General features: G+C 64.5%; 13 protein-coding genes and 1 pseudogene. 9 read left to right on the forward strand and 5 right to left on the reverse strand.

The features are described from left to right. Positions 1-87 precede the first annotated feature (87 nt). Complete coding sequence (locus tag NK8_RS23750; protein WP_162068525.1) at positions 88-870, forward strand: ABC transporter substrate-binding protein; 783 nt, start codon at positions 88-90, stop codon at positions 868-870. 23 nt (positions 871-893) lie between these two features. After that, positions 894-2135, forward strand: coding sequence for an FAD-binding oxidoreductase (locus NK8_RS23755; protein WP_213230543.1), 1242 nt, complete (start codon positions 894-896; stop codon positions 2133-2135). Between the two features lie 27 nt (positions 2136-2162). Here NK8_RS23755 and NK8_RS23760 read toward each other — a convergent pair whose 3' ends face one another. The 3 genes from NK8_RS23760 to NK8_RS23770 form a co-directional block, all read right to left on the reverse strand. Next, a complete protein-coding gene (locus NK8_RS23760) occupies positions 2163-4481 on the reverse strand; it encodes a c-type cytochrome (protein WP_225936359.1) in 2319 nt (772 codons plus the stop codon). A gap of 13 nt (positions 4482-4494) precedes the next feature. After that, complete coding sequence (locus NK8_RS23765) at positions 4495-4998, reverse strand: (2Fe-2S)-binding protein (protein ID WP_213230546.1); 504 nt, start codon at positions 4996-4998, stop codon at positions 4495-4497. Positions 4999-5101: 103 nt separating this feature from the next. After that, positions 5102-6259: an FAD-dependent monooxygenase gene (locus NK8_RS23770; RefSeq protein ID WP_213230548.1), complete on the reverse strand. Its 1158-nt coding sequence runs from the start codon at positions 6257-6259 to the stop codon at positions 5102-5104. 272 nt (positions 6260-6531) lie between these two features. On the opposite strand from NK8_RS23770, the gene NK8_RS23775 reads away from it, so the two are divergent. The 5 genes from NK8_RS23775 to NK8_RS23795 all read left to right on the forward strand — a co-directional run bounded on the left by NK8_RS23775 (position 6532) and on the right by NK8_RS23795 (position 12245). Next, positions 6532-7284 carry an Asp/Glu racemase gene (locus tag NK8_RS23775; RefSeq protein WP_061176329.1) on the forward strand — a complete coding sequence of 251 codons (753 nt, stop codon included), beginning with the start codon at positions 6532-6534 and terminating at the stop codon, positions 7282-7284. Between the two features lie 30 nt (positions 7285-7314). Next, on the forward strand, positions 7315-8157 hold the full coding sequence (locus NK8_RS23780; RefSeq protein ID WP_213230550.1) for an alpha/beta fold hydrolase: 843 nt from the start codon (positions 7315-7317) through the stop codon (positions 8155-8157). A 28-nt stretch (positions 8158-8185) separates the two neighbouring features. After that, positions 8186-9229: a 2,5-dihydroxypyridine 5,6-dioxygenase gene (locus NK8_RS23785; RefSeq protein WP_213230551.1), complete on the forward strand. Its 1044-nt coding sequence runs from the start codon at positions 8186-8188 to the stop codon at positions 9227-9229. 9 nt (positions 9230-9238) lie between these two features. Continuing rightward, on the forward strand, positions 9239-9892 hold the full coding sequence (locus tag NK8_RS23790) for an isochorismatase family protein (protein WP_162068533.1): 654 nt from the start codon (positions 9239-9241) through the stop codon (positions 9890-9892). A gap of 73 nt (positions 9893-9965) precedes the next feature. Continuing rightward, the gene (locus NK8_RS23795; protein WP_213231529.1) at positions 9966-12245 is read left to right on the forward strand and encodes a molybdopterin cofactor-binding domain-containing protein; all 2280 of its coding nucleotides are present in this window, start codon (positions 9966-9968) and stop codon (positions 12243-12245) included. Positions 12246-12262: 17 nt separating this feature from the next. On the opposite strand, the gene NK8_RS23800 is transcribed toward NK8_RS23795, so the two are convergent. Further along, a complete protein-coding gene (locus NK8_RS23800) occupies positions 12263-12706 on the reverse strand; it encodes a MarR family winged helix-turn-helix transcriptional regulator (RefSeq protein WP_162069141.1) in 444 nt (147 codons plus the stop codon). 33 nt (positions 12707-12739) lie between these two features. On the opposite strand from NK8_RS23800, the gene NK8_RS23805 reads away from it, so the two are divergent. Beyond that, on the forward strand, positions 12740-12901 hold the full coding sequence (locus NK8_RS23805) for a hypothetical protein (protein WP_213230552.1): 162 nt from the start codon (positions 12740-12742) through the stop codon (positions 12899-12901). Between the two features lie 263 nt (positions 12902-13164). Continuing rightward, complete coding sequence (locus NK8_RS23810) at positions 13165-14469, forward strand: MFS transporter (RefSeq protein ID WP_213230553.1); 1305 nt, start codon at positions 13165-13167, stop codon at positions 14467-14469. On the opposite strand, the pseudogene NK8_RS23815 reads toward NK8_RS23810, so the two are convergent. Then, positions 14459-14624 (reverse strand): annotated as a pseudogene (locus tag NK8_RS23815) (Lrp/AsnC family transcriptional regulator); the annotation flags it as partial. The gene NK8_RS23810 and the pseudogene NK8_RS23815 sit on opposite strands and share 11 nt — an antisense overlap. Between the last annotated feature and the right edge of the window lie 100 nt (positions 14625-14724).

Below are 14724 nucleotides of genomic sequence, written 5' to 3' on the forward strand. Positions count from 1 at the left end.
GGTCTATATTCCGGATGAGCGCGTGGCGACACTCGCGCGCCCGACGCGACAGACGGTGTGGTTCACAAACGAACTTTGGTGACGACAATGAACTGGAAGATGATTTGCTTCGCTGGCGCGACGAGCCTCGCGTTCACATTCGGTCTCGCGCATGCGCAGGCGCAGACCTTGCGATTCGGCGTCGAGGCCTCGTATCCGCCGTTCGAAAGCAAGACGCCAACGGGCCAGCTCGAGGGCTTCGACATCGATATCGGCAACGCGGTGTGCCAGCGCATCAAGATGAAGTGCGTGTGGGTGGAAAACAGCTTCGATGGGCTGATTCCCGCATTGCAGGCGCGCAAGTTCGACGCGATCAATTCGGCGATGAACATAACGGGCAAGCGCAAGCAGGCGATCGACTTCACGCCGCCCATCTACGTCATGCCGATCCAGATGATCGCCAGGCGAGGCTCGAACCTCCTGCCGACGCCCGCAAGCCTGAAAGGCAAGTCGGTGGGCGTGTTGCAGGGTTCGACGCAGGAAGATTACGTGCGCAAGCACTGGGCGAGCGAGGGCGTGCAGATCGTGACGTATCAAAGCCAGGATCAGATCTTTGCGGATCTGTCGGCCGGGCGGCTCGAGGGCGCCGTGCAGGAAGTGCAAACCGCGATCGACGGATTCCTCGCGAAGCCCGAAGGCAAGAACTTCGACTTCGCGGGCGGCGCGCTCACCGATCCTTCGACGCTTGGCGAAGGCACCGGCATCGGCTTGCGCAAGGACGATGCGGCGCTGAAAGCGAAGGTGGTCGCCGCGCTCGATTCATTGAAGAAGGACGGCACACTGAGTCAACTGTCGCAAAAGTACTTCAAACGCGACATCATTGCGAAGTAAGGACTCTATCAAGGCATCGGAATATGGCTCAGGACGCAATCGTGCTCGGCGCGGGGATCGTGGGGGTGAGTGTCGCGCTACATTTGCGGCAGCGCGGATGGCAGGTGACGCTCGTCGACCGCCAGGCGCCCGGCGAAGCGGCGAGCTTCGGTAACGCGGGGCTGATCGAGGCGTCGTCGGTCGTGCCTTATGCGTTCCCTCGTGACTGGGCCACGGTGCTGAAATTCGCAATGAACCGCTCGACTGCGTTTCGCTACGACCTGCGCTCGTTGCCCGCGTATGCGCCGTGGCTCGCGCGGTTCTGGTGGGAATCGGCGCCCAGACGTCTCGCTGCCGCCGCGCACGACCTGCTCCCGCTCATCCGCAGAAGCGTGGCCGAGCACGAGGCGCTCGCCTCGCGGGCAGGTCACGCCGATCTCGTGCGGCCCACGGGCTGGCTCGAAGCCTATCGCTCGCGCGAGCAGTTCGAGCGGGAGGCGAGCGCCGCGAGACGGATCTCGAACGAATACCAGCTCGGCATGCAGGTGCTCGAGGGAAGCGCGCTGCATGGACTGGAGGCGTCGCTCGAAGGCGCTTACGCGGGTGCGATTCACTGGACAGACCCACGCAGCGTGATCGATCCCGGCGCCCTGACGAAAGGCTACGCGGCGCTATTCGAGCGCGAGGGCGGACGCTTCCTGATCGGCGATGCCGCGACGCTCGAACCGTCGGGAAGCGGATGGCGCGTGATGACCGCGAGCGGACCTGTCGAAGCGCAGTCGGCCGTGGTCGCGCTCGGCATCTGGTCCGGCGATGTGGTGCGCAAGTTTGGATACCGCATTCCGCTCATGGCCAAGCGCGGATACCACATGCATTACGAGAGTGATGGACGCGCTGCGCTCGCGAGGCCGGTCGTCGACATCGAGAACGGCTATGTCGTGGCGCCGATGCGGCGTGGCATGCGTCTGACTACCGGCGTCGAGCTTGCCTGCCGGAACCGGCCACCGAGCCCGCTGCAACTGGAGCGCGCCGAGCAACTCGCGCGACCGGCATTCGGCCTCGGGGCGCGAATCGACGCGTCGCCGTGGCTGGGCTTGCGGCCGTGTACGCCGGATATGCGCCCGGTGATCGGGCCTGCTGATCGCCACCCCGGGCTCTGGTTCGCGTTCGGGCACGCGCATCATGGACTTACACTTGGTCCGGTAACGGGAAGGCTCGTCAGTGAGTTGATGAACGGGGAGGCGGGCTTCACCGATCCGGCTCCGTACAGGCCGGGAAGGTTCTAGCATTGCCGTGCGCGTCGCGTCTCCCGCTCAGTGCGCTGCATGCCTGACCTGAGCGGAGGCCTGTTCGAGGTCCGTCCACGCCGGCTGGTCCGGCGCATATCGCGCCCGAATATAGGCCGCGAGTTCGGCCATCTGCCTGTCGTCGTAGACATCACCGAAGCCGGGCATATATCCCAGCTCTGCCGTGGCCGGACTGTCGATGCCGTTGTGAAGTACATGCAGCAAGTTGTCGGGCCGGCTCTGCGCCACGCTGGTATTGAGACCCATCAGCGGCCTCACGCCCAGATGCCCGACGCCGCCCGATGCCGCGTGGCAGACCGCACACGCCGTCTCGAAGGTCTGCCGCCCGCGCTCCAGGCCCATGACGCTGACCACATCGGCGCCATTTGACTGCTTTTGCGCCGCGTGGGCGGCAGCCGCCTCGTCGACCTGCGGCGACAAGGACGTGATGTAGTGAGCGATCGCTTTTACATCGGACTCCGGAAGTTCGGACAGCCCGGTCACAACCGGACCCATCGGACCCGCTGCCACGCCATGCTCTTTCGAAAAGCCGGTGCGAAGGTAGTCGAACAGCGCCTTCTCGGTCCAGGGCACGGGTCCGCGATGGCCGACCAAAGCCGGCGCGTCCCAGCCTTCCGCCTCGCCGCCGGCCAGATACGCCAGACCGCCCTGCTCCGCGCCCAGCCGGTTGCGCGGTGTGTGACACGCGCCGCAATGCGCCGCGCCATCGACGAGATATTTGCCGCGATTCCACAGCGCCGATTTCGATGCATCGGGCTTGAACTCGCTGTCGTCATGAAACAGCCAGTTCCATCCGGCGACCGCAGGGCGCAGGTTCATCGGAAACGGCAGGCTCGTCTTCGGCGGTGCGTGCTTCACCGCTGGCTGCGACATCAGATACGCGTAAAGCGCCAGCATGTCCGGCTCGCTCATCTTCGCGAAAGCTGTATAGGGGAAAGCGGGATAGAGATGCGTGCCATCGCGCGCGATACCCTTGCGCATGGCGCGCTCGAACGCTGCATACGACCAGAGGCCGATGCCCGTCTCCGGGTCCGGCGTGATGTTGGTCGAGTAGATGGTGCCGAACGGCGTTTCGAGCGCGAAACCGCCAGCATTCTTCTGTCCGCCCGGCGCCGTGTGACACACCGCGCAGTCGCCGGCCAAGGCGATCTGCCGGCCGCGTTCGAGCGTCGCCGCGCTCCATGTCGACGCGCCGAGGCTGCCCGGCGCGATAGGCGCGATCTCTCGCGGACCCGGAATGATCGCGCACGCAAGACCGACGAGGCCGCCGATGAATCCCGCGATGCCGCCTCCGGCGAGCAGCTTTTTGATGCGGCCAGGACGCGGCGCGGCCACGCCGTGATGAATTGGCTGCGGAGGCTCCGTGCCGGCCAGTTTCGCCTGCAGGTGCTGCGAATCGAACGGCGGTTGCCTGAAACGTACGCCGGTTGCATCGAAGATCGCGTTTGCGATGGCGGCGACCGCCGGCGCCGCGGCCCGCTGCGCGCCCGGTGTCGGCAACGCATCCGGCGTGCCTTGCGTGCTCAGGGACGCCGGGCCGGCAGCCGCCGCGATATCGAACGACATCGGCGCGGACGCGGCAGCTTCGTCATGCGCGGGTCGCGCGCTCGACGCGTGGCCAAGCGCCAGCGACACCGCGCTCTCGATGAGCGCATGCGGCACGCCATGCAAGACCGGCAGGCTGGCGGAGCCTTCGCCGTATCCGGCGACGACGCGGCGCACCGCGACATCCCCGGTCTGCCGATGCACATCGATATCCACGACCCACGCGGACCAGTTCGGCTCGCCTTCCCGCTCGCCGTCCATCGCGAAACCACGGCCACTGAACCACTGCGAACCGGCGTCGGTACGCGTCTTGCGTCCCCACGCCGCGCGTTCCGTGACCATCCGCACGACTTCCCGCGCGCCCGCATCTTCATTCCTGTCGAGATGACGCAGGCGCAATTCGACGGGATCGAGGGCAAGCTCGCTCGCCGTCTCGTCCATGAAGGACTCGCGCGCAAACACGTGCGCATGCTCGGGAACGGCGCGCGCCGGGCCGTCGAACGTCAGCGAGGCGTGCGCGTGGCGGTACAGCGTGCTTTGCGGGGACGCGGGTTGCCAGTCCGGCGCGAACAGACCTTTTCCCGATGCGCCCGCGGACTCGTCCAGCGACACGCGGTATCGATAGCTTCGCAGCACGCCCGACGGTGTCGTATCGACGCTCACTTCCAGCGAGGCGAGACAGGCCTCCTGGCCGGCCGGCCAGCGATAGGTGTGCGTCCGATGCGTGGTCGGCTCCGGGCCCGTCGTCCCGGTGTGCGGCGGCACATCCGCGATATCCACGCTATCGCTCGTTTTACTGTTCATCTTGCTGCTGAAGATAGCGAGCGGCCCGGCGCACCGCGTTCATGATTTCGATGTGCGTTCCGCATCGGCACAGGTTGTAGCGCAACGCGTCGCGGATTTCGTCGTCGCTGGGAACGGGATTGCGCTCGAGCAGCACGCTGGTGCTCATGATCATGCCGTTGAGACAGTAGCCGCACTGGGCCGCCTGTTCCTCGATGAACGCGCGCTGAATGAAGTGCGGATTGTCCGGCGTCCCGAGTCCTTCGAGCGTCACGATATCGCGGCCGGTCGCGGCGACGGCGGGCACGACGCAGGCGCGCGTCGCGTGGCCATCGACGATCACGGTGCACGCGCCGCACTGTCCGAGCCCGCAGCCGAACTTGGGTCCGTTCAACTCGAAATCGTTGCGCAGGACCGTGAGCAACGGAGCATCCGACGCCACGAACTCGACGGTGCGCGTGCGCCCGTTCACGCGAAGCGTGACGGGACCATCGACCGGGCGTGGATGAGACATGACATGAACCCCGAAAAGAAAGCGGCAAACGCGAGACGCAGCGCACGCCGGAAACATTCGATGCTAGCCTGCCCCGCCCCCGAAGGCGAGGCAGTCAAAAACCTCATGCCGCGACGGGCGCCGTGTCCTTCTGCGGCGATACCAGCGGAACCTCGTACACGTCGTAGCCGAAGCACCAGGCCGGATCCTCGTTAGTGCGCAGCCAGGTGTTGTTGTGCGAGACGAGCTGGACCTTCGAGGCGCGCGTGGACCGGTTGGCTTCGTAGAGCGCGAACGCGTTCGTGTAGTCGGACACGCCGACTTCATCGAGACAGCGCGTCAGCATCGCCGCATCTTCGATCGCCATCGCGGCGCCCTGCGCCATGTGCGGCTTCATCGGATGGCAGGCATCGCCCAGCAGAACCATGCGGCCACGGCTCCAGAGCGGCAGCGGATCGCGTTCGAGCAGCGGCCACTTGGAGATCGACGGCGAAACATCGATCAGATGCTGGATGTCGGGATGCCAACCTGCGAACGCTTCCTTCATCTCTTCGCGGCTGCTTTCCATGAATGGCACGCCCACCGGCCATTCCTTCTGCGGCACGCCCGTCACGTAGTAATACTCGTCGTGCTTCTCGGTGACGTAGTAGACCATCATGTGACGGTCGCCCGACCACCACTTCACGCAGGCGTCATACGGCTTGTTATTCAGCAACGACGCCGGAAACACCGCGCGATGCGCGACCCAGCCGGTGTACTTGGGCGGCTCCGCGCCCAGCAGATGATCGCGGATCTTCGAATTGACGCCATCTGCGCCGATCACGATGTCGGCCGTCTCCACGGAGCCATCGGCGAAGGTCATCCGCACTTCATTGCCGGTATCTTCGACCGAGCTCAGCTTCTTGCCGAAACGCACGACGCCCGGGCTGCTCGCCTGCGTCAGCAGCGCGTGAAAGTCGCCGCGATGCACGGTCAGATAGCTCGCGCCGTAGTTCTTCACGGCAAAGTCGCCTAGCGGAATCTGCGACATGATTTCCGACGTCTTGCCATCCCGGCTGTACCAGTAGTCGGGGTGCGATCCCATCTTGTTGAGCGCGTCCTCGCAGCCAATGCGGCGCATCACCTTCATCATGTTCGGCCCGACGTGGATGCCCGCGCCCAGCCGCGAGAATGCCTGCGCCTGTTCGTACAAGACGACGTCGTAGCCGCTGCGTTCCAGCAATGCGGCAGCGGTCGCGCCGCCAAGTCCAGCGCCGATGACGGCAATGCGGGCTTTGCTCATGGAAATCTCCTGATCGATATGTGCCCGTGGTGTCACGCGATGACATCCAGCGAGCGGAGTGACGGTGTGATTTATAGCGTACACACTCAATATCACGAAAACAAGCGGAAAAATCCCGGAGACCGTTAAACGCCCTTTATTGGCGGTATTAAGCGCATAAACCTAGGGAAAATACCGATCCAATCGATGCTCGAAAGTCTTTTATCAGGTTGTCGTTTTATAACGTACACGCTAGACTTCAATGCAATTCCCCTCACCGGCCAGGAGTATCCATGTTCAAGACCTATCGCATCGGCCAGATCGTGCCGAGTTCCAACACGACGATGGAAACCGAGATTCCCGCGATGCTGCGCCTGCGCGAAGCCATCCGGCCCGAGCGCTTCACGTTTCATTCGAGCCGCATGCGCATGAAAAAGGTCGTCAAGGAAGAACTGGCTGCGATGGACGCCGAATCGGACCGCTGCGCGATCGAACTGTCGGATGCGCGTGTCGACGTGCTCGGTTACGCCTGCCTCGTCGCCATCATGGCGATGGGTCGCGGCTATCACCGCGTGTCGCAGGAGCGCCTGACGAAGCACACCACCGAGAACGGTGCTCACGCGCCCGTGCTCACCAGCGCAGGCGCACTCGTCGATGCATTGAAAGTGATTGGCGCGAAGCGGATCGTGGTCGTCGCCCCATACATGAAGCCGCTGACGGAGCTCGTCGTGGATTACATCGGCAGCGAAGGCTACGAAGTCATCGACTGGCGGGCGCTCGAGATTCCCGACAACCTCGAAGTCGGGCGTCATGACCCGTCGCGGCTGCCGGACATCGTCTCGAAGATGAAGTATCAGGACGCTGACGCCATCGTGCTCTCGGCGTGCGTTCAGATGCCATCCCTGCCTGCGGTTGCAAAGGTCGAAGCGATGACCGGCAAGCCCGTCATCACGGCCGCCATCGCCACCACCTACGCGATGCTGCGCCATCTCGATCTGGAGCCCATCGTTCCCGGCGCCGGCGCGCTGCTGTCCGGCGCGTACTGAGCCGCCCGGCAACTTTTGCGGAGCCACATCATGTCATCCACGTTTGTTCACGGCGGCAATGTGTTCGCCAACGGCATTCGCCAGCATTACCTGCGTTATGGACCCAACGCGGGTGAGCGTTCGACGCGGCCGGTCATCGTCCTGATTCCGGGCATCACCAGTCCGGCGATCACCTGGGGCTTCGTCGGCGAAGTCCTCGGAAGCCGCTTCGATACCTATATTCTGGATGTGCGCGGGCGCGGGCTTTCGTCGGCGTCGGACACGCTCGACTACAGTCTAGACGCGCAAGCCGACGACGTCGTCGCGTTCGTCAAGGCGCTGGGCCTCGACGCCTTCAGTCTTCTCGGCCACTCGATGGGCGCGCGCATCGCCGCGCGCGCGGCGGGACGCATCGAGCGCGGGCTCAGGAGCGTCGTGCTGGTCGATCCGCCCGCGTCCGGCCCGGGGCGCCGTCCTTATCCTTCGCAGTTGCCCTGGTACGTCGATTCGATGGCGCTCGCGCGCAAGGGCATGGACGCGCAAGCCATGAGCCAGTTCTGTCCGACGTGGACCTTCGAGCAGCGCCAGTTGCGCGCGGAATGGCTGCATACGTGCGATGAACGCGCCGTGCTGGCGTCGTTCAAGGGCTTTCATGAAGACGACTTCTTCGCCGATGCAGCGCGCCTGAACGTGCCGTCGCTTCTCATCACCGCCGAGCGCGGCGACGTGGTCCGGCCGGAAGACGTCGCCGAATTGCAGCGCGCCACGCCTTCGATGCTGCACACGCGCGTGCCGGATGCAGGCCACATGATCCCATGGGACAACGAAGCCGGCTTCTATGCGGCGCTGGGCGATTTCCTCGGCGCGCCCGTGTCCCTGAACAAGCCTGCGTGAGCGCACCGCACATTCCTTGGAGATGACGATGGCTATCAGCGACTATCAACTCATCGAAGCGTGGAAGGAAGTGCTCACGCTCTCGAAGCTCGAACGCGGGCAGACGGTCACCATTCTGACGAGCGCGGGCACGCATCCTCAGACCTTGTCGTGCGCGCTCATCGCAACGCAGTCGATGGGCGCGATCGTGAACCGGCTGGACCTGCCGCCCATCAACGGCGAGAAAGGCTTCAGCCGCGATTCGCTCGCGTATCTCGGCACGACGCCGCTCACCGGCAATCAGGCGGCGATCGCCGCGCTCAAGAACAGCGATCTCGTGCTGGACCTGATGACCTTGTTGTTCTCGCCGGAGCAGCACGAAATCCTGCAGTCGGGGACCAAGATCCTGCTCGCGGTGGAGCCGCCCGAGGTGCTCGTGCGCCTCGTGCCGACGGTCGCGGACCGCACCCGCGTGCTCGCCGCGACCGAGCGCATCAAGGCGGCGCGTCAGATGCACGTGCATTCCGACGCGGGCACGGACTTCACCTGCCCGATGGGCAACTTTCCCGCCATCGCCGAATACGGTTTCGTCGATGAACCCGGCCGCTGGGACCACTGGCCGAGCGGCTTCGCGCTGACGTTTCCGAACGACAGGACCGCGCACGGCAAGATCGTCATCGACCGGGGCGATATTCTGCTGCCGCAAAAGCACTACGTCAGCGAGCCGATCACGCTCACGGTGGAAGGCGGCTATGCGGTGCGGATCGAAGGCGGCACGGATGCGGCGCTCTTGCGCGACTACATGGAAACCTTCGACGATCCCGAGGGCTATGCGATCTCGCACATCGGCTGGGGGCTGCAGCCGCGTGCGCGCTGGTCGACGCTCGGTCTCTACGATCGCGAAGCCACCATCGGCATGGACGCGCGTGCGTTCGAGGGCAACTTCCTGTTCTCGCTCGGACCGAACAACGAAGGCGGCGGCGATCGCACGACGACCTGCCATATCGACATCCCGCTGCGCCATTGCACCGTCTCTCTCGACAACGAGGTCGTCGTCCGGGATGGCCGCGTGCTCGACGCCAACCACGCATAAAGGCACGACATGAACGATCTCACCCAGCATGCGGAAGCGCATGTCTACCGGCAACAGGGCTTCGGCACGCCGATGGCGCCCAAGGGCCGGGTCGCGCTGCTGATCGTGGATCTCGTGGTTGGCTTCGCCGACCCCGCGGTCTTCGGCGGCGGCAATATCCCGCAGGCGATCGAGCGCACGAAGCACGCGCTCAAGGCCGCGCGCGAGAACGGCTGGCCCGTCGCGCACAGCCGCATCGTCTACGCGGCCGACGGCAGCGACGACAACGTCTTCTCGCTGAAAGTCCCCGGCATGGCGACGCTCACCGAGGACAATCCCAACAGCGCCATCGTCGCGGAACTGACTCCGGCAAAGGGCGAACTGGTGGTTCGCAAGACGGTTCCGTCGGCATTCTTCGGCACGCAACTGACGCCGTGGCTCGCGCAGCAAGGCATCCAGACGCTGCTGGTGGCGGGCGCGGTGACGAGCGGCTGCGTGCGCGCGAGCGTCGTCGACGCCATGTCGTTCGGCTTCCGACCGTTCGTGCTGTCGGACTGCGTCGGCGATCGCGCGCTGGCGCCGCACGAAGCGAGTCTCTTCGACATGGCGCAGAAATACGCGACCGTACTTCCGCTGTCCGACGCGCTCGCGGCGATCTCGGCAGCCGAAGCCGAAGCGCGGTAGTGTAGGAAGCGGGCGCGGACCGCTTCGGCGGTTCACGCGCCGAGAGATGCCCGAGTGCATGACGAGGAAGAACGTGAATCGCGCCGATCTGCTTGCCCGAAACGGCCGCCTGGCCATCATTCGCCAGCCGCTCAGCCCGGTCGCCCCCGCGCGGGGCCAGCCGGGAAGCCCTTCGACCTTCGTGCCGGATGTGCCCGAGGTGTTCGTGGCCGTTCTCGACGACGAAAGCATCCTCGCGTTCAACGGGCATGTGGATCTGGGCACGGGCATTCGCACGTCGCTCGCGCAGATCGTGGCGGAAGAGCTCGACGTTCCCGCCGAACGCGTGCGCATGATCCTCGGCTCGACCGCCGCGACGCCGAATCAGGGGCCGACCATCGCCAGCGCCACGATCCAGATATCGGCGGTTCCGCTTCGCTGCGCGGCGGCGCAGGCACGGCTCGCCCTCCTCGACCTGGCCGCGCAACGCATGGACGTCGCCATCGAGCGCCTCACGGCGGCGAACGGGCGTGTGTTCCTCAAAGACGCCGATGCCACCGGCGGCTGTACTTTCGGCGAGCTGGTGAAAGACCGGCAGATCACGGCCGAACTCGATACGCAGGTCAAGACGAAGGACCCGGCCGACTATCGGCTCATCGGCCGTTCGTCGAGACGTGTGGATATGCCTGCCAAAGCCACCGGCCAGCTGACCTTCGTGCACGACGTGCGCGTGCCCGGCATGCTGCATGGCCGCGTGGTGCGGCCGCCTTACAGCGGCATCGACTCGGGTCCGTTCGTCGGCCGGTCCCTGATTTCGGTCGATGAATCTTCCGTCGCCGATATCCCCGGACTTCGCGCGGTGGTCGTCGTCGGCGATTTCGTGGGCGTCGTGGCCGAGCGCGAGGAGTTCGCGGCACGCGCCGCGCGCAGACTCAAGGTGCAATGGCGCGAAACGCCGGCCCTGACGTCGATGGACGATATCTGGCAAGCCATCTCGAATGCGCCAGCGACGCGCCGGCTTCTGCTCGAAGAAGGCGATGTCGAACGCGTGCGCGACGCGACAGGCACCACGACCCTTTCGCGCACTTACGTGTGGCCTTATCAGATGCACGGATCCATCGGGCCATCGTGCGCGGTCGCGGATTACCGCGAGCCCGGCGACGGACGCATCACGGTCTGGTCCGGCACACAGAATCCGGTTTCGTTGCGACATGACCTCGCGAAACTCGTCGGACGCAGCGAAGCCGACTTCGACATCGAACGCATGGAAGCGGCCGGATGCTACGGCCGCAACTGCGCGGACGATGTCTGCGGCGATGCGCTGCTGCTCTCACGCGCGGCCGGGCATCCGGTCCGGGTCCAGTTGACGCGTCAGGACGAGCACCTTTGGGAACCCAAGGGCACCGGGCAGGTGATGCAGGTCACGGGCACGGTCACGGACAGCGGCGAACTCGTCGGCTACGACTTCTCGACGCGCTATCCGTCCAACGATGCGCCGCTGCTCGCCCTGCTGCTGAGCGGTGTTCAGCCGGCTGTATCCGGTGTGTTCGAAATGGGCGACCGCACGGCTGTGTCGCCCTACGAGTCGCCGAACCGGCGTTTCGTCTGCGAGGATCTGGCGTCGATCGTGCGTGCGTCGTGGCTGCGCGGCGTCTCGGCGCTGCCCAATTCGTTCGCCCACGACGCGTTTGCCGATGAGTGCGCGGCGCTGACGGGCACCGACCCGCTCGAGTATCGCATCCGGCATCTGAGGGACGATCGGGCGATCGACCTCCTGCGCGCCGTCGCTCAGCGCGCCGGCTGGCAGGCTCGGCCAGAGCGTATCGAGAAGCACGGCCGCCTCGTGCGCGGACGGGGCATCGCCTACGCGCGCTATGTGCATAGCCGCTTTCCCGGCTTCGGCGCGGCGTGGGCTGCGTGGATCGTCGATCTCATGGTCGACAGATTGAGTGGCGAGATCACCGTCGAGCGCGTCGTGATCGGACAGGACACGGGCACGATGATCAACCCGGATGGCGTGCGTCACCAGATTCACGGCAATGTGATCCAGGTGCTGAGCCGTTCATTGAAAGAGCGCGTGCGTTTCAGCGAAGGCAGGACCGCTGCGCGCGACTGGTCCAGCTACCCGATACTCACCTTCGCCGAGGTGCCCGCGATCGACGTGGTGCTCATGCCCCGGCAAGGCGAACCGCCGATGGGTGCGGGCGAATCGGCTTCGGTGCCCGGCCCTGCCGCGCTGGCCAACGCCGTCTTCGATGCAACCGGCGTGCGATTCTTCGCCCCGCCGTACACGCCGGACGCCATCCGCGCCGGTCTGGACGAAGCCGGGCGGCGCTACACGTCGAACGAGGACGCTCGCACCGTTTCCTCTTAGCGAGCCGTCGGCGGCGATCAGCTTTCGTCGAGTTCGAGCATCTTGCGCAGCAAGTACTGCAGCGCCACCCGCTCGCCCGGATTGAGCTTGCCGTAGGTGCGCTCCGTGACCTGCGCGGCGAACGGCACGGTCGCGTCGATCAGCGCTTCCCCCTGGGGCGTGGCGTTCACCACCAGCTTGCGGCCATCCGTCGGGTCCGGCACGACTTGCACCAGCGCGCGCGCCTTGAGGCGATCGACGACGCCACGGATCGTCGCCTGGTCGATCGCCGTCGTCTTGACGATGTCGTTGAGCGAACATCCCCTGCTCTCCTTGACCGCGGACAACGCCACGAACTGCGCGGCGGTCAGTTGCGAATCGGGAATCGCCTCCTGAAAGATCGCGACGTGGCGCTGATACGCACGACGCAACAGGTGACCGATCTGGTCATGAAAGTCGTAATCGTCGTTGGGAAGCGACATATCCGGAGAGGCGGTTTCAAAAGAGTGAGGCGCGTGGCGACGCGCTTGCAGGGCTTCCATTTTAACGGACCGACTCCGAAGCAAGATTCGATGATCGACGGCGGCCGACGAAAGGGCCACCGCGGCGTGTTGCGCCACCTCGACGACACCTGCACGAAGATGGTGCCGGTGATTGTCGTCTCGGTGCATATTTGAGCGCATACGCTTAATATCTGTGCGAAATTAATTTTCATCCATGGGGTTTTACCCCTGTCGTGGCGATGTCCAGCATCGCGAGCATAATTGCTATACGAAGCAGTAACACGTAATTTCGCGGCTCTCTTCCCGCCGCGCGGACCGCAAACGGCTCTTAGGGTAATTTCTAGCGTGTACGCTGTATTTTGACATGCTATACAGGATCCTGCGGACGCAAAACACATGTTTTCGTCAAGGAACCTTCACCTAACCAGGGTCGCCCCATGTCAACTGTTCAATCTGGCGTAAGCATCGCGTCGAGAGACACGCATCAAGAGCTATACCGGAAGGTCACGTTTCGCCTCATCACGCTGTTCTGCCTGTGTTATTTCGCGGCGTACCTGGACCGCGTGAACATCGGTCTGGCAAAGCTTCAGATGCTCGACGCATTGAAGTTCGGCGATGCCGTCTACGGACTCGGCGCGGGTCTGTTCTTCGTCGGCTACGTGCTGTTCGAAGTCCCGAGCAATCTCATCCTTCAGCGCGTGGGCGCGAAGTTCTGGATTGCGCGCATCATGATCACGTGGGGTCTGTTGTCGGGCGCGACGATGTTCGTGCATACGCCGATGCAGTTCTACATCGTGCGATTCCTGCTGGGCGTGGCCGAAGCAGGCTTCCTGCCGGGCGTGCTGCTCTACCTCACGCAGTGGTATCCGGATGCGCGGCGTGCACGGATCGTGGCGCTGTTCATGGTCGGCCTGCCGATGTCGAGCATGGTCGGCAGCCCGATCTCCGGCTGGATCATGCGCTTCTTCGATGGCACGCATGGACTCGGCGGCTGGCAATGGCTCTTTCTGCTCGAAGCATTGCCTTCCATCCTGCTGGGCTTCGCGGTGCTGCGCTGGCTGCCGAACACCATCGAATCGGCGAAGTGGCTGACCGACGATGAAAAGAAGACGCTGCGCGCGGAACTCGTCGAGGAAGGGGCGGAGCACAAGAGCCACAAGCTGAGCGAAGCCTTCTCCAACCGTAAGGTGTGGTCGCTCGGGCTCATCGATCTGTGTGTGCTGCTGGGCCTGTACGCCTTGAGCTTCTGGCTGCCGACCATTCTTCGTGACACGGGCGTCACGGACTCGTATCACATCGGCTGGCTGATGGTCATTCCGAACGCCGCCGCCGTGGTCGGCACCTTGCTGTGCGGATCGAGCTCGGACCGGGCGCGCGAGCGGCGCTGGCATATCGTCGTGCCATTCGCCGTGGCTGCGGCTGCGCTGGTGGTCGCCGGTGCGACGACGCCGAGTACCGCGATGACCGTCGTGCTCTTCTCGCTCGTGAATGCAGGCGCTGCAGCAGCGATGCCCGTGGTATGGGCGCTTCCTTCGACGTTTCTCCGGGGCACAGCGGCGGCCGGCGGAATTGCTTTTGCGTGCTCGATTGCGAACGTGGGTGGCTTCGGAAGCACGTATCTCATCGGCTATCTTCGCGACACGTTCCACACGCAAAGCGCCGGGCTCTACGCGTTCGCCGCGTTCATCCTGTTCGGTTGCGCGCTGGCGCTCGCATTCCCGAAGAAGCTGGTCAATCGTTGACTCGGCTGCACTCGAAACCCCAGGACGGCACAAGGTCACCGCGCTCCTTCACGACCTTCGTCACGACGTACGTGAAGCAGCGACTCGATCCCGAGACCTTCGGTGAGCAGACCATCCATGAAGCGCTGGTAATGATCGATGTCGCGGGAAACGACGCCAGGAAGGCTCATTGAGGGAGGACACCATGAACGATCCATGTTTGCCCTCGCGCACCGAAAGGGTTTGAGTCGAACTGGAAGCCGGCATCACATTGAT

It is taken from the genome of Caballeronia sp. NK8, from assembly GCF_018408855.1.
Taxonomy (GTDB): Bacteria; Pseudomonadota; Gammaproteobacteria; order Burkholderiales; family Burkholderiaceae; genus Caballeronia.

Coding starts and splice junctions, on each gene's coding strand:
- NK8_RS23750 (WP_162068525.1), top strand. CDS start 88: ATGAACTGGAAGATGATTTGCTTCGCTGGCGCGACGAGCCTCGCGTTC.
- NK8_RS23755 (WP_213230543.1), top strand. CDS start 894: ATGGCTCAGGACGCAATCGTGCTCGGCGCGGGGATCGTGGGGGTGAGT.
- NK8_RS23765 (WP_213230546.1), bottom strand. CDS start 4,998: ATGTCTCATCCACGCCCGGTCGATGGTCCCGTCACGCTTCGCGTGAAC.
- NK8_RS23770 (WP_213230548.1), bottom strand. CDS start 6,259: ATGAGCAAAGCCCGCATTGCCGTCATCGGCGCTGGACTTGGCGGCGCG.
- NK8_RS23775 (WP_061176329.1), top strand. CDS start 6,532: ATGTTCAAGACCTATCGCATCGGCCAGATCGTGCCGAGTTCCAACACG.
- NK8_RS23780 (WP_213230550.1), top strand. CDS start 7,315: ATGTCATCCACGTTTGTTCACGGCGGCAATGTGTTCGCCAACGGCATT.
- NK8_RS23785 (WP_213230551.1), top strand. CDS start 8,186: ATGGCTATCAGCGACTATCAACTCATCGAAGCGTGGAAGGAAGTGCTC.
- NK8_RS23790 (WP_162068533.1), top strand. CDS start 9,239: ATGAACGATCTCACCCAGCATGCGGAAGCGCATGTCTACCGGCAACAG.
- NK8_RS23800 (WP_162069141.1), bottom strand. CDS start 12,706: ATGTCGCTTCCCAACGACGATTACGACTTTCATGACCAGATCGGTCAC.
- NK8_RS23810 (WP_213230553.1), top strand. CDS start 13,165: ATGTCAACTGTTCAATCTGGCGTAAGCATCGCGTCGAGAGACACGCAT.